Origin of the sequence: Roseovarius halotolerans (genome assembly GCF_900172255.1) — a bacterium.
GTDB lineage: Bacteria > Pseudomonadota > Alphaproteobacteria > Rhodobacterales > Rhodobacteraceae > Roseovarius > Roseovarius halotolerans.
Window position 1 is genome coordinate 657,563 of record NZ_FWFU01000001.1, and the last position, 23,345, is coordinate 680,907.

General features: G+C 63.0%; 29 protein-coding genes. 19 read left to right on the forward strand and 10 right to left on the reverse strand.

Going from position 1 to position 23,345, the window contains the following annotated elements; translation table 11 throughout:
• Positions 1-9: 9 nt before the first annotated feature.
• Together ROH8110_RS03210 and ROH8110_RS03215 are read left to right on the forward strand one after the other, a co-directional pair.
• Positions 10-543: a TIR domain-containing protein gene (locus tag ROH8110_RS03210; RefSeq protein ID WP_085816315.1), complete on the forward strand. Its 534-nt coding sequence runs from the start codon at positions 10-12 to the stop codon at positions 541-543.
• A 134-nt stretch (positions 544-677) separates the two neighbouring features.
• On the forward strand, positions 678-1,229 hold the full coding sequence (locus ROH8110_RS03215) for a toll/interleukin-1 receptor domain-containing protein (protein WP_085816316.1): 552 nt from the start codon (positions 678-680) through the stop codon (positions 1,227-1,229).
• A 277-nt stretch (positions 1,230-1,506) separates the two neighbouring features.
• On the opposite strand, the gene ROH8110_RS03220 is transcribed toward ROH8110_RS03215, so the two are convergent.
• From ROH8110_RS03220 to ROH8110_RS03230, 3 genes are all read right to left on the reverse strand, one after another.
• Complete coding sequence (locus tag ROH8110_RS03220) at positions 1,507-1,614, reverse strand: integrase (RefSeq protein WP_085816317.1); 108 nt, start codon at positions 1,612-1,614, stop codon at positions 1,507-1,509.
• Between the two features lie 61 nt (positions 1,615-1,675).
• Positions 1,676-2,455, reverse strand: coding sequence for an SDR family oxidoreductase (locus ROH8110_RS03225; RefSeq protein WP_085816318.1), 780 nt, complete (start codon positions 2,453-2,455; stop codon positions 1,676-1,678).
• Positions 2,452-2,781: a nuclear transport factor 2 family protein gene (locus tag ROH8110_RS03230; protein WP_085816319.1), complete on the reverse strand. Its 330-nt coding sequence runs from the start codon at positions 2,779-2,781 to the stop codon at positions 2,452-2,454. Before ROH8110_RS03230 ends, ROH8110_RS03225 begins: the two co-directional genes overlap by 4 nt.
• 156 nt (positions 2,782-2,937) lie before the next feature.
• Between ROH8110_RS03230 and ROH8110_RS03235 the strand changes: the two genes are divergently transcribed.
• Positions 2,938-3,846: a LysR family transcriptional regulator gene (locus ROH8110_RS03235; RefSeq protein WP_085816320.1), complete on the forward strand. Its 909-nt coding sequence runs from the start codon at positions 2,938-2,940 to the stop codon at positions 3,844-3,846.
• Positions 3,847-4,099: 253 nt separating this feature from the next.
• On the opposite strand, the gene ROH8110_RS03240 is transcribed toward ROH8110_RS03235, so the two are convergent.
• Entirely contained in the window at positions 4,100-4,627 is a 528-nt protein-coding gene (locus tag ROH8110_RS03240; RefSeq protein WP_085816321.1) for a 2'-5' RNA ligase family protein, read from the reverse strand.
• Positions 4,628-5,215: 588 nt separating this feature from the next.
• Here ROH8110_RS03240 and ROH8110_RS19020 point away from each other — a divergent pair.
• Positions 5,216-5,794 (forward strand): DUF736 domain-containing protein, encoded by a 579-nt coding sequence (locus ROH8110_RS19020; protein WP_503167788.1) that lies wholly within the window; start codon positions 5,216-5,218, stop codon positions 5,792-5,794.
• Positions 5,795-6,037: 243 nt separating this feature from the next.
• Here the strand turns inward: ROH8110_RS19020 and ROH8110_RS03255 are convergent, their stop codons facing one another.
• Positions 6,038-6,901, reverse strand: a complete 864-nt coding sequence (locus tag ROH8110_RS03255; protein ID WP_085816323.1) for an NAD(P)H-binding protein — start codon at positions 6,899-6,901, stop codon at positions 6,038-6,040.
• A 115-nt stretch (positions 6,902-7,016) separates the two neighbouring features.
• Between ROH8110_RS03255 and ROH8110_RS03260 the strand changes: the two genes are divergently transcribed.
• Both ROH8110_RS03260 and ROH8110_RS03265 read left to right on the forward strand, forming a co-directional pair.
• Positions 7,017-7,925 carry a LysR family transcriptional regulator gene (locus ROH8110_RS03260; RefSeq protein WP_085816324.1) on the forward strand — a complete coding sequence of 303 codons (909 nt, stop codon included), beginning with the start codon at positions 7,017-7,019 and terminating at the stop codon, positions 7,923-7,925.
• Positions 7,926-8,077: 152 nt separating this feature from the next.
• Positions 8,078-9,124, forward strand: a complete 1,047-nt coding sequence (locus tag ROH8110_RS03265) for an IS110 family RNA-guided transposase (protein WP_085816325.1) — start codon at positions 8,078-8,080, stop codon at positions 9,122-9,124.
• Positions 9,125-9,324: 200 nt separating this feature from the next.
• On the opposite strand, the gene ROH8110_RS03270 is transcribed toward ROH8110_RS03265, so the two are convergent.
• Positions 9,325-9,543: a helix-turn-helix domain-containing protein gene (locus ROH8110_RS03270; RefSeq protein ID WP_085816326.1), complete on the reverse strand. Its 219-nt coding sequence runs from the start codon at positions 9,541-9,543 to the stop codon at positions 9,325-9,327.
• 154 nt (positions 9,544-9,697) lie between these two features.
• On the opposite strand from ROH8110_RS03270, the gene ROH8110_RS03275 reads away from it, so the two are divergent.
• The 13 genes from ROH8110_RS03275 (at position 9,698) to ROH8110_RS03330 (ending at position 19,482) form a co-directional block, all read left to right on the forward strand.
• A complete protein-coding gene (locus tag ROH8110_RS03275; RefSeq protein WP_058099626.1) occupies positions 9,698-9,946 on the forward strand; it encodes a helix-turn-helix domain-containing protein in 249 nt (82 codons plus the stop codon).
• Between the two features lie 93 nt (positions 9,947-10,039).
• Positions 10,040-10,315 (forward strand): DNA -binding domain-containing protein, encoded by a 276-nt coding sequence (locus ROH8110_RS03280; RefSeq protein ID WP_085816327.1) that lies wholly within the window; start codon positions 10,040-10,042, stop codon positions 10,313-10,315.
• A gap of 106 nt (positions 10,316-10,421) precedes the next feature.
• Positions 10,422-10,745, forward strand: a complete 324-nt coding sequence (locus ROH8110_RS19010) for a transcriptional regulator domain-containing protein (RefSeq protein ID WP_370738107.1) — start codon at positions 10,422-10,424, stop codon at positions 10,743-10,745.
• Positions 10,633-11,196, forward strand: coding sequence for a DUF2285 domain-containing protein (locus ROH8110_RS03285; RefSeq protein WP_245962759.1), 564 nt, complete (start codon positions 10,633-10,635; stop codon positions 11,194-11,196). The genes ROH8110_RS19010 and ROH8110_RS03285 overlap by 113 nt, the downstream gene beginning before the upstream one ends.
• 137 nt (positions 11,197-11,333) lie before the next feature.
• Positions 11,334-11,615 (forward strand): helix-turn-helix transcriptional regulator, encoded by a 282-nt coding sequence (locus ROH8110_RS03290; RefSeq protein WP_009573772.1) that lies wholly within the window; start codon positions 11,334-11,336, stop codon positions 11,613-11,615.
• Between the two features lie 20 nt (positions 11,616-11,635).
• On the forward strand, positions 11,636-12,808 hold the full coding sequence (locus ROH8110_RS03295; RefSeq protein WP_085816972.1) for a replication initiator protein A: 1,173 nt from the start codon (positions 11,636-11,638) through the stop codon (positions 12,806-12,808).
• Positions 12,808-13,329: a DUF2840 domain-containing protein gene (locus tag ROH8110_RS03300; protein ID WP_085816328.1), complete on the forward strand. Its 522-nt coding sequence runs from the start codon at positions 12,808-12,810 to the stop codon at positions 13,327-13,329. Before ROH8110_RS03295 ends, ROH8110_RS03300 begins: the two co-directional genes overlap by 1 nt.
• Positions 13,326-13,868 carry a S26 family signal peptidase gene (locus ROH8110_RS03305; protein ID WP_085816329.1) on the forward strand — a complete coding sequence of 181 codons (543 nt, stop codon included), beginning with the start codon at positions 13,326-13,328 and terminating at the stop codon, positions 13,866-13,868. The genes ROH8110_RS03300 and ROH8110_RS03305 overlap by 4 nt, the downstream gene beginning before the upstream one ends.
• Positions 13,869-13,934: 66 nt before the next feature.
• On the forward strand, positions 13,935-14,270 hold the full coding sequence (locus ROH8110_RS03310) for a DUF736 domain-containing protein (protein ID WP_085816330.1): 336 nt from the start codon (positions 13,935-13,937) through the stop codon (positions 14,268-14,270).
• A gap of 2 nt (positions 14,271-14,272) precedes the next feature.
• Positions 14,273-15,037, forward strand: a complete 765-nt coding sequence (locus ROH8110_RS03315) for a lytic transglycosylase domain-containing protein (RefSeq protein ID WP_085816331.1) — start codon at positions 14,273-14,275, stop codon at positions 15,035-15,037.
• A 243-nt stretch (positions 15,038-15,280) separates the two neighbouring features.
• Positions 15,281-17,035 (forward strand): relaxase/mobilization nuclease domain-containing protein, encoded by a 1,755-nt coding sequence (locus tag ROH8110_RS03320; protein WP_085816332.1) that lies wholly within the window; start codon positions 15,281-15,283, stop codon positions 17,033-17,035.
• A gap of 27 nt (positions 17,036-17,062) precedes the next feature.
• A complete protein-coding gene (locus ROH8110_RS03325) occupies positions 17,063-19,048 on the forward strand; it encodes a conjugal transfer protein TraG (protein ID WP_085816333.1) in 1,986 nt (661 codons plus the stop codon).
• A 2-nt stretch (positions 19,049-19,050) separates the two neighbouring features.
• A complete protein-coding gene (locus tag ROH8110_RS03330) occupies positions 19,051-19,482 on the forward strand; it encodes a hypothetical protein (RefSeq protein ID WP_043870020.1) in 432 nt (143 codons plus the stop codon).
• Positions 19,483-19,766: 284 nt separating this feature from the next.
• Here the strand turns inward: ROH8110_RS03330 and ROH8110_RS03335 are convergent, their stop codons facing one another.
• Genes ROH8110_RS03335 through ROH8110_RS03350 form a run of 4 tightly spaced genes read right to left on the reverse strand, consistent with a single transcriptional unit; the run spans position 19,767 to position 23,314 of the window.
• Positions 19,767-20,432, reverse strand: a complete 666-nt coding sequence (locus tag ROH8110_RS03335; RefSeq protein ID WP_074743005.1) for a cation:proton antiporter regulatory subunit — start codon at positions 20,430-20,432, stop codon at positions 19,767-19,769.
• Positions 20,429-21,304 carry a protease HtpX gene (gene htpX / locus ROH8110_RS03340; RefSeq protein WP_043870019.1) on the reverse strand — a complete coding sequence of 292 codons (876 nt, stop codon included), beginning with the start codon at positions 21,302-21,304 and terminating at the stop codon, positions 20,429-20,431. The genes ROH8110_RS03335 and htpX overlap by 4 nt, the downstream gene beginning before the upstream one ends.
• A 3-nt stretch (positions 21,305-21,307) precedes the next feature.
• Positions 21,308-21,880, reverse strand: coding sequence for a nucleotide exchange factor GrpE (locus ROH8110_RS03345; RefSeq protein WP_052453274.1), 573 nt, complete (start codon positions 21,878-21,880; stop codon positions 21,308-21,310).
• Positions 21,881-21,910: 30 nt separating this feature from the next.
• A complete protein-coding gene (locus tag ROH8110_RS03350; RefSeq protein WP_043870018.1) occupies positions 21,911-23,314 on the reverse strand; it encodes a DegQ family serine endoprotease in 1,404 nt (467 codons plus the stop codon).
• Positions 23,315-23,345 lie beyond the last annotated feature (31 nt).

A 23,345-nucleotide genomic window follows, 5' to 3' on the forward strand; every position in this document is an offset into this window, starting at 1 on the left:
GGGAAATTGATGGAGCAAGTTCGAAGAAAGTGTTTCATTTCTTATCACCACGCGGATCAAGCGGCAGTTAATCAATTCATTCGTGACTTTGACCACACTCATGACTGCTTTATCGCGCGAGGGCTGGGCGAAGAAATGCCCGGTGACGTGATCCAAAGCACTAACACCGATTATGTAATGTCGAAGATTCGAGAGCGCTTCCTCTCAGATTCAACGGTAACAATAGTCTTGATGGGCGGCTGCACCTGGTCTAGGCGTTACGTCGATTGGGAGATCCAATCGTCACTGCGCCGAGGGCAGACCATAACGCCGAATGGCCTGCTCGGTATCAAGTTGCGTTCGTTCACGAGCTTTCCTCCACGTTTTGAAAACAATTTGTCATCGGATTGGCCGAGGGTGGACTGCTATGCTCGCCACATGGACTATCCGACTTCGACCCAAGCCCTTTCCGACGCAATCGAGGCGGCCTATGCGCGCCGGACAACTCATGACCATCTAATCGTAAACCCCCGAGACCGAATGAGCTACAACCGGCAGTGTTGATGACTAATCCGACGCAACCGGCACAGAAAATCGCGGGCGATCTGTTTTCTTCAGATACTCTAGCCGTCAATAGTTTCCCAAAAAATGCCAAATGACGCTCAATAAGTAGGTTCGCGGAAAGGCTGGATAGCTGATTGATTGTCTATACAACAAAGGAAGAATTCCGACAATTTTCGAATGAGTTGCCTCTCAACGAGAGAACGGAGCTGCGCAAAAGAGCCCAAGCGCGTTCCCCGGAGGGAGCAACATTTCTGTCGCGCTCGAGTAAAGACGAGGATCTGGTCGTGGGGGCCATCCGCGTCTTAGAAAACCATGGCGCCACCGTTTACATAGACAAGAAGGATCCGGAGCTGCCGCCTTACACTTCTGAACAAACGGCCCTAACATTGAAAAGGCGGATCGAGCAGACTAGAAAGTTTGTCCTTCTCGCTACTGAGAATAGCAAAGAAAGCAAGTGGGTGCCGTGGGAATTGGGCATTGCGGACGGTAAGAAAGGGCTAAGTAGGATAGCTCTTTTCCCTGCCGTTAATGAGCGGTATGATAATTCATGGACCACGTGGGAGTATATGGGGCTGTATCATCGGATCGTTTGGGGTGACCTTGAAGGCTACGAGAAACGCCTTTGGATGGTTCTTGACGAAACGAGAAACACAGCCATCCCACTTTCTAGGTGGCTCAACGGTTGAGCAGGGAGCCACGAACTAGTTGCTCCACGGCTACTCTTCCCTCGGCACGGCAGCGATGCGGCCCAGTCACGTTCTGCGCATTGCGGTCGGCCGACCAGCCGCAGCCAACCGTTGTTTCCCGCCCGGTTTGACCGTTCTTGCTCGCCGTGGCGAACGGCTGCTTACGGGTGCCACTCCGGAGGGGTCAAGCGACTGAGGTCGGGGCGCGAAGAGGACGTCGGCCTCGAGGCGTCCGAACGGCAGCTATGGGCCGACCGCTACCGACCGGCCCGACTTCTTAGAGTTCCAGCGCTTCCGCGATGGCGAGCGCATCTTCGAGCTGGACGCCGAGGTGGCGCACAATCCTCTCCATCTTCGTGTGGTCGAGCACCGCTGACCTCAGCATCCTTGGTCTACTAGAAGGGCCTTTTGAAAGGTGCAGGAGCCGGGGGCGGCGATAAGGGTGATCACGCTGTCGGCACGGTGCCGCCATCGATCACGTATTCGGTGCCTGTTATGGTCCCGGCGCGGTCGGAAGCGAGGAAGGCGACCAGGTTCGCGATTTCGCCAGGTTTTGACGGACGCCCAATCGGCACCCCGCCCAGCGAGTCCATGATCATGCGCTTACCCGCTTCCACGTCAACTCCGTGCTCCGTCGCGAGGCGTTTGGCCAGCTCGACGGAGGACTCAGTTTCGATCCAGCCCGGAGAGACGCGGACAACCCGCACACCCTTTGGCGAGACCTGTTTCGACAGGCTCTTGCTGTAGGTGGACAGGGCCGCCTTTGCGGCGGCATAGGCCGTCGTCGCCTCTGGCAGCGGCAGTTCGCGCTGGATGGATGTGACGTGGATCACGACGCCGCTGCCCCTCGCCTCCATCTCCGGAACAAGCGCACGGTCGAGGCGGACCGCCGGCATCAGGTTCAGGTCGAGCTCGCGCCACCATTCGTCGTCGCCAAGCGCCCTGTAGCCGCCCGCGGGCGCCGAGGAGCCGCCGAGCATGTGGACGATGATGTCGACACCACCCAGCCTTTCGCGCACGGCTTCGACCACCTTGACGCAACCCTCGGCCCGGGTCAGGTCCGCCTCCACGAACCGGCCTTCCGGCATCTCCGGCGGCCTTGTCCGCGCCGTCGTCAGGACGTCGGCGCCAAGCTCCTTGAACAGGGCCACGGTCGCCCCTCCGGCACCGCGCGTGCCGGAGGTGACTAGAGCCCGCTTTCCCTCGAAGGTCAGGAAGGGGCTCATGACACGATCTCCAGTTCGGCGATCTTGTTCCCGCGAAGGACGAAGAAATAGCGCAGGTCGACCGGGCTTCCGGGGAAGTTGCCGACAAGGTGGCTGGTGACGATCGTGCGCTGGCCGTCTTCCGCGATTTCGAACGGCTCTACCGTGTAGGTGTATAGCGTGGAGGCATTGGCCATCCACTGCCGGATCGCGTCGCGGCCCGTGTAGGTATTGCCTTCGTCGATAACCGTGGCGTCCTGCGTGAAGACCTCGGCGATGGCCTGCGCGTTGCCCTTCTTGTCGGCCGAGAAATACGCCTCAATCGCGTCTGGCAGTTCGATACTCATGATGGCTCTCCTGTCTGGGTAAGGATCGGTGGCAGCGACCGGTCTCGCCGCTTGACCTCTCGGATCGGGACCGGTGCCACGAGCCAGAATTTAAGGGTTTGACATAATGCGGATAAGCAGGACAAATCCGGATGTGGAGTTTGAATTTTCGGGATAATGGGAACCTACAAGCTGTCCGATTTCGACGCGGTCCTTGCGATTGCCCGCAGGGGATCGTTCCGGGCCGCCGCGCTGGACGTGGGGATGTCCACGAGCGCGCTCAGCAGCGCGGTTGCGAAGCTCGAGGAGCAACTCGGCGTGCGGCTTTTCAATCGCACCACCCGCAGCGTGTCGCTGACCGCCGCCGGGCAGCGCTTCGTCGATCAAGTCAAGCCGGCGCTCAAGGACATTCACGGCGCGATCGACACGGTCCGCTCGCAGCAGGAGACTCCCACCGGTATTCTGCGCATCAACACCTTCGCCACGGCGGGCCGGGAGATCCTGTCGCCACTCGTCCTCGAATACCTACGGCGGTTCCCGAGGGTGCAGATCGACCTCGTGACCGAAGGCAACCTCATCGACATCGTGGCGGACGGTTTCGATTTTGGGGTGCGCAGCCAGAACCTTGTGCCGACCGATATGATCGCCATCCCGCTCGGACCCGCCCGGCGCTACGCGGTCGTCGCGACACCCGCCTATTTCGAAAGCCGGGAACCGCCTAAGGTGCCTTCCGATCTGATGGCGCATGCCTGCATTCGGACACGCCTGCCAAACGGTGGGCTATTTCGCTGGCAGTTCGAAGCCGAGGGCCGGCCGGTTCATGTCGATGTCGAAGGGCCGATTACGCTGGACGAAGCCAGCCTCGCGCGCATTGCCGTGCTCGATGGTCTCGGGATCGGGTTCTTCATGGAGTCGGACGTGCGAGAGGATATCGAGACGGGACGGCTGGTGCGTATTCTCGACGCCTGGACGCCGCCGCTGGCGCCGCTTTGCCTATACTATCCCAGTCGGCGCAATCCGCCGGCGGCCTTCAAGGCCTTCGTCGACCTGGCACGGGAACTCGCGCGTTTCTTGAGACCGAGTTGAAGGCGTCTTGCTCATCCCGTCGCAAAAGCACGCAGTGGGAGCCCAACATCAATGCAGCGAACGATTGAGAGGCCTCTCACCTCTGACCTTCGCGCATCCGATTGTGCCGCGCAATGTGCCGAAAGGCTGGTCCGGGGAAGCTGCGTTGCAGCGATGACCACCTGGCGAATGTCGCCTGTGGGCCGGAAGTGAAGGAGCGCGGCGCGGATCAAGCACCACCGGCTGCCGCGCTTCCGCAAGCCGTCTTCGAGCGCTAACCCGACTTTCCGAACGGGATGGTGCGAAGGTGGTGTAGCCTCCCGTTCTCAAGCTTAACCACCTCCAGGGCCCGGATGGTTCCCAAGAGCGGGAAGCCTCCGAGGGAAGAAGTGTCCAAATTCTTGATAATCGTTCGATCAGTGTTCGTCGCGACCGTCATGTGTGGACGGTAGGGGATATCGTCTTTTCGCTCCGCCTTCTGAACACCTTCGTAGAGCTGGTCATGCAGTGCCGCCAACTGCGAACTTCCGGTCGAACTGACGAGTAGCAGTTTATGGGTCTTTTCAAAGGGGTCGTGTGTAATCTCTTCAGAAACGAAAGACACCTCAAACTGCGATGACCTGCCGGCTATCGTCTCGCAGTGCGCCAGGAACTCATGAGGGTGGATATTCATCAGCCCGAACACGAGAGTTACGTGCGGGGGGACGAGCTTGGCTCTGGACGGCTCGTTCTCGGTCCGAAACCGACGAATGCGTTCGGCGACACTCGGCTCAAACTGTGGATATGCCAAGACGTAAATCATCACGACATGGTGGGGAAATCTGCACCATTGGTCAACGATCGCGTGATCCCCTCAGGGGGGACAGGTCGCCTTGTGTCCCGCCCAAAGGCGCGCTGATCTTCGTCGTACCCGCAGTCTTGGCTGGGTTCTACGCGACCCTCGGGATCACCAGGACCATGATGCCCTCGGAGACATGGCAGATGATCTTCGCCGTCATCGGCGCTGGCGCCGTTGGTGTTTCCGCCTTCCTCCGCATTGCCGGTATGGCCGCCGACTCTTCGGACGGATCTCCCGTGGGCGCCTGACACTGCCGACGATCCGATGAGGCGGGACCGGATCAGCGCTGGAATGCCATCCCGATCGTCAGGATGCCGGTATGGGGCGGTGTGCGGATCGGCATGTGGCCTACGTCGCGGTCCGTGGCCGTGCGGTGGAGGGGGGCGGACCGTTCGAGCGGCAAATCGCACCTGCGATCGGGCGGGACACACCGGCCGGGGCGCATGGAGAACGACGCGCATGGCCTGTCGTGGGTGAGCGAACCCGCCGGTGAAAACGCCGGTCAGGTTGACGGGCATCCGCGATCGCCATCGTCTCCGTTCTGACCCGTCCATGTCCGCTCCATACGGCCCCTTCAATGGCCTGATCTGGCCGAAGACCGGCTCCGCCTCGACCGGCTTGGCGCAACAGCGCCGCCATAACTTTCTTCCCCTAGGCTGCGCCCATTCCGCGCGAAACAAGAAAGTTCTGCCTGTGCTGTCCGGCCCCCGGCACGCCGGGGGTGCGCCGCCGGTCGTCTTTGGCCTGTCGATCGCCATCGGGCCGCAATGGTGCGGACCCGGAAACGGAAAACGGAGACTTAACATGGCGACCATCGGCACCTTCAAGAAGACCGGCTCGAACGAATTCACCGGCGAAATCGTCACACTCAGCGTCCAGGCCAAGGGCGTACGGATCGTTCCTGACACCCGCGCCACCGGCGATAACGCCCCCAGCCACCGGGTCCTGGTGGGCCGCGCCGAGATCGGCGCCGCCTGGTCCAAGCGCTCGGGCGAGGGCCGCGACTACCTGGGCCTCAAGCTCGACGATCCGAGCTTCACCGCCCCGATCTACGCCAATCTCTTCGATGAGGAGGACGGCGAGAGCTACGCGCTGATCTGGTCCCGCCCCAACGGTCGCCGCAGCGAGTAACGGCGCCCTGGGCCCCGGCCGAAAGGCCGGGGCCCGCCCGCCAAACCGGGCAACCGAATCAGTTTCCCGGTTCGGCGGTACCAAGACGAAAACGCGATAAAAACGCAGAAGAATTCCGGTAGAGATTCATGCAGATACGACTATAATAGATGGAGTATTCGGTCGTTCCCGCGCGACGGCTTCGAGCCCTTACTCGCCACGCGAAAACGCGATGGTCTTGGCTCGCTAACGCTAGCGCAGTGGTCATCCCTGCACCGTCGCCAGAAACTCTCGCATCCGCGTCGGCGCACGTCCCAGCAACTGAGCGAGCGTCGGATCGACCCGATCAAACTCGCCCGCTCGGGCTGCACGGAAGTATCCCAGCATGACGGCGATAGCACCCTCAGGTATGCCATTCTCCCGAGCATGGCGTTCCATGGAATCTTCCTCGACGATTTCTCGCGCGATGGGCCGTCCCAGGACGTCCGTTGCCAGCCGCGCGAGGTCGGCGAGGTCGAGGGCCTCGCTGCCAGTCAGCGGCGGTGTCGGACCGTCGAACGTCTCGCCGCGCGCCAGCAGGATGGCATCGGCGGCGGCAAGATCGTCGTGGGTCGTCCAGGCTACCTTTCCGTCCTCGGGGCCGGTCAGCGTCCCAGCCTCGAGTCCGTTCGCGTTCATGGCAACGGCGCTCGCCGCGTAGAAGCCGTGGCGTAAGGACGTCCAGGGCAGGCCCGAGTCCGCCAACATCTTCTCGGTCGCAGCGTGATCCCGCCCTGGCGGGAAGTGCGAGTCGAGCGCGCAGGAGACCTGGCTGGTATAAAGCACGCGGCCGACGCCCAGTTCGCGCGCCACTCCGATCGCGGCCCTATGCTGCTTCAACGGATCTCCCCCCTTTGCCGCCGCATTCGACGAGACCAATAAAATCCGCTCGGCCCCGTTCCACGCATGACGCAGGCTGTCGGGATCGTCGTAATCGCCCCGGCGCACCCGCACGCCGGCCCGCATGAGGTCGCCCGCGCGATCCGGGTCGCGAACGCTGACGCCGATGCGTTCGGCAGGCACATGTTGCAGAAGGTGTTCGACGATCCTGCGGCCGAGTTGGCCGGTCGCGCCTGTCACAATAAGCATGTCTCAATCTCCTCGGTGGGTCCGCTGCGCGGTAAGTGATCGCGGGCTGATGGAGAGAGATTGATTGTTCTCTTTCTCTGAGACAATTCGCGTATTTTCGAATACCTTGTTCTCTATGCAGAACAATGTCTCGAATGATGATCTGGCCATTTTTCTCGTGGTGGTTCGCGAAGGCGGGTTCAGGGCAGCGTCCAGACGCCTCGGGATCGCTCCTTCGAAGGTCAGCACGACGATCTCGCGGATGGAGGCTAGCCTCGGCGTGCCACTCCTGCGTCGCACGACCCGCAGCGTGGCCACGACAGACGCAGGTCAGGCACTGGCGGACCGGATCGCCCCTTTGTTCGCCGGGCTCGAGGAAGCCTGCGCCGAGGCCGCCGACACGGCGGGCCGCGTGCGGGGCCGGCTGACGCTTAACGTACCCGGGGCAGTGATGCCGGACATCCTTCCGCCGCTCCTGTCGAAATTCCACGCCCGTCATCCCGACGTCGAGGTCGAAATCGTGGTCGAGAACGGTCTCGTCGATATCGTCAAGGCGGGCTGCGATGCGGGCATCCGCTATGACGACGCCCTCGAAAAGGATATGGTGTCTATCCCGATCGGCCCCCGGACCCAGCAGAGTGCCCTTGCAGCGTCACCGGCTTACCTGGAGGCACGAGGTACGCCCCGGGGCCCCGAAGAACTGACCCGGCACGATGCGATCCGCTATCGCCTGGCGGATGGTCCTCTGCTGCCGTGGAGCCTCGTCGATGATTTTCGAACGGTCACCGTCCAGCCTGCGACACGCCTGATCCTGAGCGTGAACGCTCTCGACTCGGGACTTCGCTACGCCAGGACCGGGATCGGCATCATTGGGACTTTCCGTAATTGGTTGGAGGAAGACTTCGCCGCCGGAACGCTCGTTCCCGTTCTGCCGAATATGTGGCCTTCTCGGAACGGCCCGCGTCTCTACTATCCAAGCCGTTTTACAACCGCGCCGCTCCGCGCCTTCATTGAAATTTGCCGCTGCGGCAGCGACAGGGTCTGAACAGCTAAGCTCTAACTACTACCGGGAAGAAATGATTTGTCCGCCGCGCTGCTGCCTCTCAGCAAAGGACGACTGAAATAGTCGTAGTTTACAAAACCGTTTGAAGATTGGTTAGGAGAAGTGCCGGTCCTTAATTCGAAAGGGGAATCGGCATGTCCCAAAGGCACTATATAGGGCTGGATGTCTCGGCCCGCACCGTCAATCTCTGCATCGTCGATCACGATGGCCAAGTGGTACACGAACGCAAGCTCTCCTCGGATCCGGAGGAGATTGCACAGCATATCCTGTCACTTCGGTTTCCGATTGTTCGTGTCGGCCTCGAGGCCGGAATGCTATCGCAACACATCTATGGGCGGTTGGCTGAAGCCGGTATCCCGGTCGTCTGCGTCGAGACCCGGCACATGAAAGCGGCGCTCGCCGCTCAGCTCAACAAGACCGACCGGCACGACGCGCGCGGGATCGCCCAGATGATGCGCGTCGGATTGTTCAAACCGGTCCACGTCAAGACGCCGAACAGCCAACGCCTGCGCACGATCCTGACCGCACGGCAACTTCTGCGGAACAAGCTTCAGGATGTCGAGAACGAAATCCGCGGCCTCATCCGCAACTTCGGCTATCACCTCGGAAAGGTGACGGCGCGCGACTTCGAACCACGGGTGCGGGAACTGATCGCCGATACCGACCTGCACGCCGTGGCCGACGCTCTCCTGTTGGCAAGACGCTCCTTGCGAGAGCAATTCGGCCGGTTGGACGATATGCTCGTTCGATTGGCGAAGCATGACGAGGTGACGCGACGCTTCATGACGGTTCCCGGCGTCGGCCCACTTGTCGCACTGACCTTTCGGGCAACGGTCGATGTTCCGTCGCGTTTTACGCGCTCGCGCACAGTCGGCGCCCACTTCGGACTGACACCTCGCAAGCAGCAATCCGGTGAAGTCGACCGCAACGGACGCATCTCGAGATGGGGCGATGAGATGATGCGAAGCCTTCTTTACGAAGCGGCGCAGGTGCTGTTGACACGGGTGAAACGTTGGTCAGCGCTCAAGGCTTGGGGCGCACAGATTTCGCGACGCCGAGGCCACAAGAAAGCGATCATCGCGCTGGCGCGCAAGATCGCTGTGATCCTTCATCGCATGTGGATCGACGGATCGGAATTCGACTGGGGCAAGCGGCCGGAAACCGCTGCGTCATCTGTTTAAGGTTCGACCGGGCACAGTCCGGTCGAGGCACATCCCCGCGAGGGGACGGGGAACGGCGAGCGCGCAAATACGACTTGACCGCCAAGGCCGATGCCGAGGTGACGTCGCAAAATAGATTGTCCCGCCGGCTCCTCTGATCCCATCCTGTGGCGGTCTTGTACCGACCACGAAGAGAAGCATGATCCTCGCGGGCGTGCCGCTCAAACCTCGTCGTCGGGCTCGACCAGATCCACATGGCTGACGCCGAGAGCCTGGGCGAGTTCAAACAACGTGATCACGGTTGGGTTCCTCCGGCCGCGTTCGAGGCTGCTGAGATATTGTTGGCTGAAGCCGGAACGCGCTTCGACCTCTTCCTGCGTCAGGCCCTTCTCCCGACGCAGGCGGGCGAAATTCCGGCCGACCAATTTGCGCATATCCATGCGCAGGAAGATCGCGATTTACATACTTTAAGTTTATCAACTATAGTATGTAAATGAGCCGCTGGGGAGTGAGGGATTCCCCGCTATCCGGTTGGTCCGAATAGAGAAGTCGTAGTTCTGGCGTGCGCGCCGGGCCGGATGGGAGGTGATCTGCATGATCACCGCCCGACAATCGCGGGCCGCGCGGGCGCTTCTTGGATGGACACAGGAGCAGCTTGCGGATGAGGCCCGGGTATCTTTGACCGCGCTCAAGCGCCTCGAATCCGAAAGCGGACTCGAGGTCTATGAGACCACGCGCGATCAGGTTCGACGGGCTTTTGAAGCGAATGGCATTCTGCTCCTGAACTCTGACCAGGGGATTGGAGTGATGCATGTTCAGGCGAAGGCCGTCCCGAAGGGCTGAGTTTTCCGGCACGTCTCCTCGAAGAGGGACGCCCGCCGTCGCCATGCTCACAAGAAGATCGAACAACCGTGCTAAACATGCTGGCAAACCGCAATGGGGTTGCGCGTGAGAAGAGGCGAATTGCAGGATGTACCGCCGCAAGGGGCCGTGGTGACGGATTATGACCGTCGCCACATGACGCAGTATATGCGTTTGCTCGATGCTGCAGGCGAGGGCGCGAGCTGGCAGGAGGCGGCGCGGATCATCCTGGGCCTTGATACGCAGAAAGAGCCTGAGCGGGCGCGCCTGGTCCACGATACCCATCTTGAACGCGCGCGCTGGCTGAGTTCCGAGGGCTATCGGCAGTTGGCGGCGGGGCGCACCGGCTGAGAAGGTGATGCGTGCCACGCATCACCTGATGCCTTAGGGCGGACTTCCCAAATGATTGATCTCTCGGAATCCTTTCCTGAGATCAACCCAGGGGAGGGGCGATGCCATGCAACCCGACCGTTCGAATTGGCGTGACCAGGCCGCCTATGACTATCTCGATGATCTGGCCGCGCCGGAACTCGGCTGGGAATGCCTGCGCCGCAATCCCGAATATCAAGATGACTATGCAGAACTTGCAGGGGGACCACCTGAGAGGGCTGACCTGAGGGATCAGGTGGGCCGTCGATGGGGGCTGTGCTTTCCCGATACGGCCCGGTTTGACCGCGAATGTCGCCGAGATTTTCTGGCGCCCCGAAATCGATACCAGCGCCGTGATCTTCGCGGTCGCCCCCGAGGTACTCGCAGGAGTGACTGGCGCGCCCGGCGATGAGATAGTTGCCCCGAAGGGCAGGGCATCCCCGATTGGCAAGCACCTGCGCCACATGCTGCCGGACGGAACATACCTGCATCTCGTCGCTCCTCGGAAAGACCGTGGTCGGCTTGTTGCTACTGTTCCTCTCGGCCCCGAGGGCCTTGATCGCATCGAGGCGATCCAGCGGCTGTTGGCGGATCAGCATCGACGTCGTTCAATCCCACGCGACACCCGCCTGACCGCGCAGCAGAAAACGCGCTTGCGCCGTGTCCTCCAGGCCTCCGACGCCGCCTTCGACGGCGCAACCCAGAAGCAGATCGCCGAGGTCCTGTTCCGTACCGGTCACCTGGACCGCGATGAATGGCAGGTCTCCTCCGCCCGTTTTGCCGTCTCCAGTCTCCTTCGTGAGGGGCGTGACCTGATCGCCGGCGGCTATCGTAAGCTCCTTCGTCACCAGCGCCGCCTCTAGGTCCGCGATCCCGCGTCGCGGTGTGCGAATTTTCCTCTGCCAACTCCCCACTGCATCTGACCGGACGCGCTTCGCCATCGTGACCGTCATCAGCCGCTGTTTCGCGGCACTGGTCACACACAGCAGGGAGACGCCCGATGTCCGCCATCTCAACCGAACTTCCCCCGCGCTATCTGCGCACCAAGGAAGCCGCGCAGTTCCTGAGCCTGTCGGCTCGGACGCTGGAGAAGCACAGGACCTATGGCACCGGTCCCGCCTACCACAAGCTGGGCGGGCGTGTGGTCTATGCGATCGAGGACCTGCAGGCCTGGGTTGGACGGGGCGCTGTCACGTCGACCTCCGACCCGCGCGGACAGGTGCTGCCGGCGAAACGCCACACGCTCCCGAACCTCCCGCAGCCCGGCCGCTTCGTGCGCTGACCTTGGGGGGCGACACCTTCATGACCGATGGACGCAGACCCCGTTCCGAGCGTGGACAGCTCGATCTGTTCCGCGCGCTGCCCGGGGATTTCGCCCCAAGAGATGCGCAAGACCTCATGGCCTATCCCTTCTTCTCCCTCGCCAAATCCAAACGGGTCGCACCGATCGACTTTGCCGCTGGCAGCGTCAGCATCCGGGTCGAGGCTGTTCCTGATCACGGTATGGCCACGATCTGGGATGCCGACATCCTGATCTGGGCGGCGAGCCAGATCGTCGAGGCGCGTGACGCGGGTCTGCGCACCTCCCGGCTGATGGCCGCCACCCCATATGAGATCCTCACCTATGTCGGCCGCGGCACCAGTTCGCGGGATTACCAGCGCCTGAAGGCGGCGCTGGATCGTCTGCAGTCGACGACGATCTCCACCTCTATCCGCCAGCCGGCGGAAGGACGCCGCCACCGCTTCTCCTGGATCAACGAATGGCAGGAGCGCAGCGACAGGGACGGGCGTCCGGACGGCATCGAGCTGATTGTGCCCGACTGGTTCTACCAGGCCGTGCTCGACAATGCGCTCATCCTCACCATTGACCGGGCGTATTTCGACCTGACCGGCGGGCTCGACCGTTGGCTCTATCGCCTGGTGCGCAAGCACGGTGGCCGCCAGCGCGATGGCTGGCGTTTCGACTTCCATCATCTTCACCAGAAGTCCGGGACACTGTCGCCCTTCAAGCGGTTTGCCTTCGAGCTTCGCGACATCATCCGGCGGCAGCCGCTGCCGGGTTACACACTCTTTCTGGAGACTGAGGTTGGTGGCCGCAAGCTGCTGGCCTTCGAGCCTGCGCCGGGCTGTGGAAAACCTGTGAATGCGCTCGTGCTATCGGGAACCCCGACTATCGTGCCATCAGGAACCGGTGGCTCGTGCTATCAGGAACCCAAACAGGGTGTAACGTACGGAAGCAAAAGCGGAAATCGCTCCCTTAACTTAGAGTCTAACGAAGACTCTAACTTTGAAGAGCGCGCGGATGGTGTGGAGAACATCATCCGCAGCGCAGCCGGGAGCCTTCGAAAGGCTGAGAAACCGGACGCATCAAGCATGCCTGGCGCTGCCGGATCGCTCCCGGACAGCCCCGCCTCCGACACGGTCCGTCGCCCCGTCTTGGCACGCCTTCCACTCGATCTACCGGGAGATCGGTGATGAGTGTCATTCTGAGACCCGGCAAATCATCCGCGACTGAGGCTTCCTCGCTCAGCTTCGACGGTATGACCCGCGTCGAATTGATCTGGCTGGAGAAGCGGACCGAGTTCTGGATCCGGTTCGGCAACGGGGCAGGGGAGCAGGTCCTGGACCGCAGCCGACGTGTGGTCTTCTTCATACCGGGCTCTGTCTTCGCCTTCGTCCGCTGGGCGGCGAATGACTATGGAACCGTCTTCTCGCGCATCGACATAGTGCGCACGATCGCGCCTGGCAGCGCCTGTCAGACGCTGCCCTTCGTGCTCCCTGGTGGCGAGATTTTGTTGAAGATCGAAGGCTGGCCCAAGGTCGAGAACGTCCTCCGCCATGTCGATGCCATCGAGGGTCTCGGCATCGATCCTGCCGACGTCGATCCCGATCACTGGCGCCATGTCGCCCACTGGATGAAGGCGGGCGAAGCGTCGCGACCCTATACGGCGGAACGCCATGCCGCATGGCTCCGGCGTCGGGAGATCGGAAAATGACTCGTGCCCGCTACACCATGGTGACGGTTGCGGCGCTTGCCGCCGTCATCGCCGGCAGCATTCCGGCTGCGCCACGGCTGGTCTGGAACGCCTCGGCCAGCGTGCCGATTGGCTTCTATACCATCGCGCCGGTGGACCGGCTCGCGGTGCCAGATCTGGTCGTGGTCATGCCGCCTGAACCCTTTGCAGGTTTCATGGTCGCGCGCGGCTATGTCGGTCGCGATGTGCCGATCTTAAAGCACGTCATCGGGCTGCCGGGACAACGGGTCTGCCGTGACGGGGCCGCGATCACCGTCGATGGCAGACACCTGGGGGAGGCGCGAGAGCGCGACAGCCAGGGCCGTGATCTTCCTGTCTGGCAGGGCTGCCGCACCATCGTAGAGGGCGAGGTCTTCCTGATGAACCCGGCGGTCTCTGACAGCTTCGATGGCCGCTACTTCGGTCCGTTCCCCGCCTCGGCAGTGATCGGCCGGGCCAGTCCACTGTTCACCGATGAGGGTGGCGATGGCCGCCTCGTCTGGCACGCGCCGGAGCGGTGACGCGCGCTTATGGCGGGACGTGCCAGCGGCCTGCCTCCCATTCACCGCAAGAGGAAGGAGCTTCCAATGCCACAGATCGGCCAATTCACACGCACCCCGTCCGGCTATTCCGGACAGCTTCGCACGCTCTCGCTCGACCTGGAACTGACCTTTGTTCCAACCGATAACGTCGATACCGAGAAGGCTCCTGCCTATCGCATTCATCTCGGTGACGAGGATGGTCCGGAGGTTGGCGCGGGCTGGAAACACACCGGCGAAACCGCAGGGGCTTTCGTTTCGGTCCTGCTCGATGATCCGGTTTTCCAGCATCCGATCCGCGCCCGCCTGTTCCAGTCGGATGAGGAGGGCAGGGCATGGGGGCTGCACTGGACCCGCCCGAAGAAGCGCGATGAGCAGGACTGAAAATGACAATGTCCTGCACCCGTCCCGCTTCGGGGAGATGCGGCGCCCGCCGCCGCATGCTCCTCCTTCTTCTTTCCGGCCTCTTCCTTCCGGTCACCGCCACCCAGCCGCTTCTGGCGCAAACCGATGCGCCCGATCACGCAATTGCCGTGCATCCCTACGCCGCCCAGGTCACCGAGGCATCGCAGCGCTTCGGCATTCCGACGACATGGATCATGGCCGTGATGCGGGCGGAAAGCGCGGGCGATCTGCGCGCGCTGTCGTCGGCCGGTGCGATGGGGCTGATGCAGGTCATGCCCGACACCTGGGCCGGGCTGCGCATCCGTCATGGTCTCGGCCATGATCCCTTCGATCCGCGTGACAACATCCTCGCGGGCACGGCCTATCTGCGCGAGATGTGGGACCGCTATGGCAATGTCGCGGCGATGCTGGCGGCCTATAACGCCGGTCCCGCCCGCTACGACGAATACCGCCTAGCGGATCGTCCGTTGCCGGCCGAGACGCGCGCCTATGTCGCTGCGCTTGCGCCTGTGTTGCTAGGCGAGCAGCCGCCGGACGGCACTGTTGCTGCAGCCCAGCCGCTCGATTGGCGTGAGGCGGCAATCTTCATCAGCCGCGAAGACGGGACCTCTGCGACCGATCCTGTGTCGCCTCACCGGACCGTCGGCGGCGTTTCTTCACCCGACCCGGCGGTGCCGCTGGCGGGCCTCACCCCGCAGCCCGAGGGCCTCTTCGTCCGGCGAGAGACTGCTGAGGCCCGGCCATGACCCGGGAGATCACACTTCGCATTCCGACGTACTCTGGCGTGCTTTTGAGGGGGCAGGCGGTGGTGGCGGGCACCACGACCGAAGGATGGCAGGATAAAAGGGCGCACGGTGCGCGGCGGTTGGGCGGTTGTTTTTGTTCATGTTTTTGCCGCGCTCCGCACCGTGTGGCGCGTGCCTGCACCGTGCGAGATGTGCCTAACACTCTGATCTTTTGCGTTGTTTCGCACTGTGCGGGGATTTCATATGCCCGATGATCGCGAGTTCCGCATCCGCCCGGGGCGTATCCGTTCGACAAAGGCGCAGCAGGCCCGGCCCTTCATCGCACAAGCTCTGGCTGCCGCGAAAAAGGCCGGCGGTGGCGTCTCGCGGGCCGGGCGCGTCACCACGGGCAATCGGTCCCGCTTCGGGCGCGGTCAACGCGCCAGTATTCAGGCCAACCGCCTCATCACCGCCCGCACACGCGGCGCGGTGGTCAAGGCGCGTGTGGTCCGGCACAGCGGGAAATCCGCGCCCCTCGGGTCCCACCTGGATTACCTGCGCCGGGACGGCGTGACCCGGGAGGGGGAGAAGGCCAGGCTCTTCGGGCCGGGAACGGAGGATGCCGATGGCCGGGCCTTTGCCGAGCGGTGTCGCGATGACCGTCATCATTTCCGGTTCATCGTCTCACCCGACGACGCGCCGGACATGTCCGACCTGCAATCCTTCACCCGCGATCTCGTCGGGCGGATGGAGCAGGATCTCGGCACGTCGCTTGACTGGGTCGGCGTCGATCACTGGAACACCGCGCATCCGCACGTCCACCTGATCGTTCGGGGCGTACGCGACGACGGCCAGGATCTCGTGATCTCGCGGGACTACATCAAGGAGGGCATGCGGGACAGGGCACGGGATCTCATCACCCAGGAACTGGGCCCACGCAGCGATCTCGACATCCGCCGCACGCTTGAACGTCAGATCGGGGCCGAGCGCTGGACGCAGCTCGATCGTCAGTTGCTCCGGGATGCCGGGCGTTCCCGCATCCTCGACATGGCGCCGGATGCGGATCGGCAGCCGGATGCGTTTCACGCGCTGAAGGTCGGGCGGTTGCGCCGGCTGGAAGTGCTCGGCGTCGCCGACCAGATCGGACAGTCGCAATGGCACATCAGGGATGATGCAGAGGCAGTCCTGCGGGAGATGGGGGAGCGTGGCGACATCATCAAGCGGATGCATCGGGCGCTGACGGAACGCGGGATCGAGCGCGGGTCCTCGAGTTTCGTCCTTGCCGCAGAGAGCCTCGATGTTCCTGTCATCGGTTGTCTGGTCCAGCGGGGCCTCGATGACGAGCTGAAGGGGACAGCCTATGCCGTCGTCGATGGTGTCGATGGCCGGAGCCACCATATCCGTCTGCCCCATCTCGACGCCGCCGGCGACAGCGCCCCCGGCTCTATCGTGGAACTCCGCACCTATGACGATGCGCGCGGCCAGCGTCGTGTCGCACTGGCACCTCGGTCCGACCTGGAACTTGCTACTCAGGTCACCGCGTCCGGGGCCACCTGGCTCGACCGGCAGGCAATCGCGCGCGCCCCGCTCGCCTTGTCGGACCAGGGCTTCGGTGCCGAGGTCCGGGAGGCCCTGGAAGCCCGGGCCGAGCACCTGGTCACGGAAGGGCTAGGAGAGCGGCGGGACGGCAGGGTGGTCTTTGCCCGGCGCCTGCTCGGAACCTTGCGCGACCGCGAGCTGCAGGCGGTTGGCGCGCAGCTCTCGGGGCAAACCGGTTTGCCGTTCAACAAGGCTGATCCGGGTGACTACGTCAGCGGCATCTATCGCCAGCGTCTCGTGCTGGCTTCGGGCCGTTTTGCCATGATCGAGGGCTTTGGAGCTGACGGCGCGCTCGGCTTCCAGTTGGTGCCCTGGTCTCCGTCTCTCGAAAAGCACCTCGGCCGGGATGTCACCGGCGTCGCGCGCGGGGACAGCGGAGTGGACTGGGACTTTGGCCGCAAGCGCGGTCTTGGCCTTTGATCAACACACCGGAAAGGAGCGACAGTCATGTCCGCGACCAAGATCCTCTGGGGGCAAATCTCTATCGTCTTCCTCATCATTCTGGCCACCACCTGGGGCGCGACGCAATACGTGGCCGCGAGCCTCGGCTATCAGGCACAGCTGGGACCGCCCTGGTTCGAGCTGTTCGGGACGCCCGTCTACTATCCTCCCGCCATCTTCTGGTGGTGGTATTTCTACGAGGCCTATGCGCCGCCGATTTTCGCGACAGGCGGGATCATCGCCGCCTCTGGGGGCTTCATCGCCATCGGTGTGGCCATCGCCATGTCGGTCTGGCGTGCCCGCGAGGCCCGCAACGTTGCGACCTATGGATCAGCCCGATGGGCCGAGAAGGGCGAGGTGAAGGCGGCTGGATTGCTGGACCCGGATGGAGTGGTCCTCGGCCGCTATGAGCGGGAATACCTGCGCCACGATGGGCCGGAGCATGTACTCTGCTTCGCGCCGACGCGATCCGGCAAGGGGGTAGGGCTTGTCGTACCCTCGCTTCTCACCTGGCCCGGCTCGGCCATCGTTCATGACATCAAGGGCGAGAACTGGCAACTGACCGCAGGGTTCCGCGCCCGGCACGGTCGGGTCCTCCTCTTCGATCCGACCAATCCGAACTCCTCGGCCTACAACCCCTTGCTGGAAGTGCGCCGTGGGGAGTGGGAGGTTCGCGATGTCCAGAACATCGCCGACATCCTCGTCGACCCCGAGGGGAGCCTGGAGAGGCGAAACCACTGGGAGAAGACCAGCCACAGCTTGCTCGTCGGTGCGATCCTGCATGTGCTCTATGCCGAGAAGGACAAGACGCTGGCCGGTGTCGCCAACTTCCTGTCCGACCCGCGGCGCCCCGTGGAGGCCACACTCCGCGCGATGATGCGGACGCCGCACCTGGGCGAGGCGGGGCCGCATCCCGTGGTCGCCAGCGCCGCCCGCGAGTTGCTCAACAAGTCCGAGAATGAACGCTCCGGTGTGCTTTCGACGGCGATGTCTTTCCTTGGCCTCTATCGCGACCCCGTGGTCGCGCAGGTCACGCGCCGCTGCGACTGGCGGATCGGTGACATTGTCGGGGGAGTGCGCCCCGTCACGCTGTATCTCGTGGTGCCGCCCTCTGACATCAATCGCACCAAGCCGCTCATCCGGCTGATCCTCAACCAGGTCGGCCGACGCCTGACCGAAGACCTACAGGGTAAGGATGACCGTCATCGGCTGCTTCTGATGCTCGATGAGTTCCCGGCGCTTGGCCGGTTGGATTTCTTCGAGAGCGCGCTGGCCTTCATGGCGGGCTACGGGCTGAAGAGCTTCCTCATCGCCCAGTCGCTGAACCAGATCGAAAAGGCCTACGGCCCAAACAACTCGATCCTCGACAATTGCCACGTCCGGGTGAGCTTCGCGACCAATGATGAGCGCACGGCGAAGCGGGTATCCGACGCTCTCGGCACCGCTACCGAGATGAAGGCGATGAAGAACTATGCCGGGCACCGTCTGGCGCCGTGGCTCAGCCATCTCATGGTGTCCCGATCGGAGACCGCGCGGGCGTTGCTCACCCCCGGAGAAATCATGCAACTGCCGCCGTCCGATGAGATCGTCATGGTGGCCGGCACACCGCCGATCCGGGCGACAAAAGCACGGTATTACAAAGATGCGCGGTTCACCGAGCGGGTCTTGCCGCCACCCGATTTGGGGAATGTGGGCGCTTCGGGGAAGGATGACTGGAGCAGTCTGGCAGTCCCAACGCAGAACGACGAGTTGGAGCCAGTATCCGAGACGGGATCGGAGGATGAGGACCCGACTGCGTCAGAGCGCCGTCTTCAGCCGGAGCTGGCGCAGCCTCGGCCGGTCGACAGGCAGTCCCCCATTGAGAACGAGTTTGAATTCGACCCACCCGAGGATGAGGAGGACGGTGCCATTCGCAATCGCCGCATCATGCAGCAGATGCGCGGTGTCGCGCGGCAGGTCTCCCTCAATCCCGACGACGGCATGGAGCTTTGATCATGACCACCAGCCGCAAGAAGACGAAGATCTCGGTCTACCTCGATCCCGAGGTAATGCAGATGCTGGCAGACTTCGCCGCCCGGCGTGATCGATCCCAGTCGATGGTGGCCGAGGCCGCGATCGCATCCTTCCTCTCTCCGGATGACGGAGAGCGCCGCGAGGCGGTTCTGGCCCGACGCCTGGATCAGATCGACAGGCGGATCACCCGGCTGGAACGCGATGTCGGGATCTCCATCGAAAGCCTGGCGGTATTCATACGTTTCTGGCTGGCAACAACACCGGCTCTGCCGGAACCCGCAGCCAAGGCGGCTCGGGCCAAGGCAGGGGAGCGTTACGAGGCATTCATCTCGGCTCTCGGTAGACGCCTGGCCCAGGGGCCGAAGCTGCGGCAAGAGGTGTCCGAGGATGTTGATGGCGGGGCAGGTAGCTGAAAAGATGTCACCTGCCGCCGCCGCAGACGTGGGAACTGTAGCCGTGATCAGCATGTCCGGGTTGCTCGCCCCTGAGCGGACCTCCGTGATCACCTCGAATTGCTGCTGCGTTCGCGACAACGGCCATTCGCGGCGGCTGCGAAGGTCCCGATGAGGCTAACGTGCGCTATGCGGACAAAGTGCACTTCGCTACCGTTGCGCCAATGGCAGCTATCGGAAGCGAGTAGTTACAGAGGGGCGTTCTAGCCTGGTTCGATCAACGGCTCTCTATGAACGACCCGCTCTTACCCCAGACGATCCATTTCGTCCCGATCTCCGAATAGCACCACCCGGTCCCCAGCCTTGAGTGCCGTTTCCCCGTCGGGCACGCCGACATAGCTTCCATCCATACGCTCGATCCCCAAAACATTGATCCCGAGCGAGGGCAGGTTCAGGCTTTTCAGTGTTTTCCCGGACCAGTCCGATCCTTCTGCCCCCTCGACGCGCCCGACCGCGAAATTCTCCCGCAGGTGAAGCACATGGGCATAGTCCCGCAGATCGAGGTCCGTCGATTTCTGAAGGGCGTGGCGGATCAACGGGGTGGCCCACCGTTCGAGCCGCTCAGAGCGGGCGAGAGCGAAGATGAGGGCCACACCGAGCAAGAGTATGATCAACCGATCCGCGGTCGCCTGCCGCTCCGCCCCGATCATCGACAGCATCAGCGTCGAGATCGCGGTCACGATCCCCACCGAGCCGGCCCGGATCAACAGGCCGATGATGCGGCGGCGTGCCGGCCCGGAGACCACGTGTTCGGCCTCGTCGGTGGTGAAGCCCGCGCCGGAAAAGGCAGAGAGCGCCTGAAACTTCGCAACCTCTTCGGTCAGGCCGGTCATCGTCAACGCGATGGTGCCGATACGAACGATCAGCAGTGACAAGGCGATGACAAGCAGGAGCGAGAAGATCGCGATCATACACCCTGCCTCAGCGCGGCGATGCGTTTCTCCAGCGGGGGATGGCTGGCAAAGAGCGCCTGAACGCGGCCAGCGCTGATGGCAAAGGCGCGCATTTCCTCGGGCAGTGGCGGTGCGTTCTGCGCCTGCCGCAACCGTTCGAGCGCCGCGATCATGTTGCGCCGTCCTGCCAGTGCCGCGCCGCCTGCATCGGCCCGGTACTCGCGCCAGCGCGAAAACCACATGACGATGGCCATGGCCAGCACGCCCAAGACCATTTCCATGATCAGCGACACGATCCAGAAGCCCGGCCCATAGCCACGCTCGATCCGCAGGATCAGCCGATCGAACAGCAGTCCGGCAATGCGTGACAGGAAGATGACGAAGGTGTTCACCACGCCCTGGATCAGCGCGAGCGTCACCATGTCGCCATTGGCGGCATGACTGACCTCATGGGCTAGCACCGCCTCGACCTCGCCCCGGTCCATATGATGCAACAGGCCGGTGCTGACGGCGATCAGTGCGTCATTGCTATTCCAGCCGGTGGCAAAGGCGTTGGGCGAGGGGTGATCGAAGATGCCGACTTCGGGCCGCCCGATCCCGGCGCGATCCGCCTGGGCGTGGACGGTTTCGATCAGCCAGCGCTCGACCGCACTGCGTGGAGTGGTGATGACCTGCACGCGCATCGCGGCCTTTGCCATGCTCTTGGACAGAATGAGCGAGATCAGCGATCCGGCAAAGCCCAGCACCCCGGCGAAGATCAGCAGCGCCGTCAGGTTCAGATCGACGCCGTTTGCCTGCAACAGGCTGTCGATGCCGAACAGGCGGAACGCCACCGACAGCACCGCGAGGATCGCGAAGTTCGCACCGAGATAGAGCGCAAGTCGCAGCATTACTTATGCCTCCGCCGCTTTGGCTGGTGCGGCGCTCACAGTGACGCGGGCAGGCCGGATCAGGCGCTGGCCGATGGCATAGCCGGGGCGATGCAAGACCATGACCTGTCCGGGTTTGACTTTGTCTGTTTCCTGCATCTGCATCGCTTCGTGCAGGGCTGCGTCGAAAGGCGCGTTCTCGGGCGCGATGGTTCTCACGCCGAGTGCTTTCAGTCCGGTCTCGAAGGCCGTCCGGGCATTGCACAGACCCTCAAGATGCGAAACGATCCTGGGATCTTCGGCATCCGGATTTGCTCGCGCGGCCTCGATCCCGAGCGCCAGGGCGTCAAGGGCAGGCGCGAGAGCCTCGACGGCCAAGGCGATACCGTGTTCACGCCCCTCCGCGTACGACGCGTCTGCCCTCTTGCGGGTGTTTTCGGCATCAGCGAGCGCGCGCTTCCACTTGTCGGTCAGACGCGCGATGTCGACCTCCGGGCTTTTGTCCTCCGCCTTCGGCATCGTTCCAAGGCCCTTAGCGTCTTGGCCAATGTCATCGGTGATCGCTACGGCTTCGGGTTTCTTTTCAGTCTCGGACATGGAACCCTCCTCTTCGATATCCACCAAGGTTCAGCGCATGACCAGAAAGATGCGGGCCGCGCCTCGCTGAATGGTGAGGGCGAGCGCCCCATCGACCTGCGCCAGTTGCTGGCGCAAATCCGCAACCGAAGCGACCGACACGCGGTTGACAGCGAGGATGATGTCACCCGCTTCCAATCCCGAACGCGCCGCCCGGCTTCCCGGATCGAGCCGCGCAACCACGACGCCGGAAAGGTTGCCATAGAACGGGTCGCCCGGTTGAAGGTCGCGAAGCTCCGCTCCCGAAAGCCGGTCGAACGCGCGCTCGCCGGTTGCGGCGGCGACCAGCCCGCCTTCACGCAGGGTCGCACTTAAAGTCAGTTCCTCGCCGTCGCGAATGACCTGCAACTCGACATCGCTGTCGATCCGTTTCAGCCCGATCTGACTGCGAAGATCGGCGGAGCCCGCTACGGGGCGGCCATCGACGGCGACGATCAGGTCGCCGGGTTGCAAGCCGGCTTCCTCGGCCGCGCTGTCGGGCTCGACCTGTGTGACCACTGCGCCGACGCCCGCTTCGATGCCCAATGCGTCGGCAAGATCGGGCGTGAAATCCTGAATCATCACACCAAGCTGGCCTCTGCGCACTTCGCCATACTCGATCAGCTGATCCATGACCGCGCTGGCCATGTTGGCGGGCACAGCGAATCCTATTCCGACATTGCCGCCGGACGGCGCGATGATCGCGGTGTTGATGCCGACCAATCGCCCGTCGAGGGTGATCAGCGCGCCGCCCGAGTTTCCGGGGTTGATCGACGCGTCGGTCTGGATGAAATCCTCGTAGCCGTCGACATTGAGGCCGCTGCGCCCCAATGCACTGACGATACCGGAAGTCACCGTCTGTCCGAGGCCGAAAGGGTTTCCGATAGCGAGCACATAGTCCCCGACAAGCAGGCTGTCGCTGTCCCCAAGCTCCAGCGCGGAGATATCCTCGGCTTCGATCTGCAATAATGCGATGTCGGTTCCGGGGTCACTGCCGATGAGTTCAGCATCGAACTGTCGTCTATCCTTGAGCGTGACCACGATCCGGTCGCCGTTTTCGATCACGTGGTGATTGGTAAGGACATAGCCTTCTTCGGAATCGATGATCACACCCGACCCGGCGCTCATCTGCTGGCGCGGCGTGGGCTGCTGCGGCACGGGCGGCATATCGAAGAACCGCCGGAAGAACGGGTCGTTGAAGAGCGGGTTCATCTCCGCTGTCTGGCGGCTTTCGACGGATATATTGACCACGGCCGGAGTGACCTCGGCCAGAAGGGGTGCCAGAGTGGGCAGTCCGCTGTCGCTTCGAAATAGCGGACGGTCGGCCGTCTGCGACGCGACCGGCGCCGCGAATGTCAGCGAAACGATGCAAAGAGCCACCAGAATGTGGCCAAGACGAGAAACAAGTGCGGGCATCTTCGATCTCCTTCAAGCCGGTGGAAAAGGT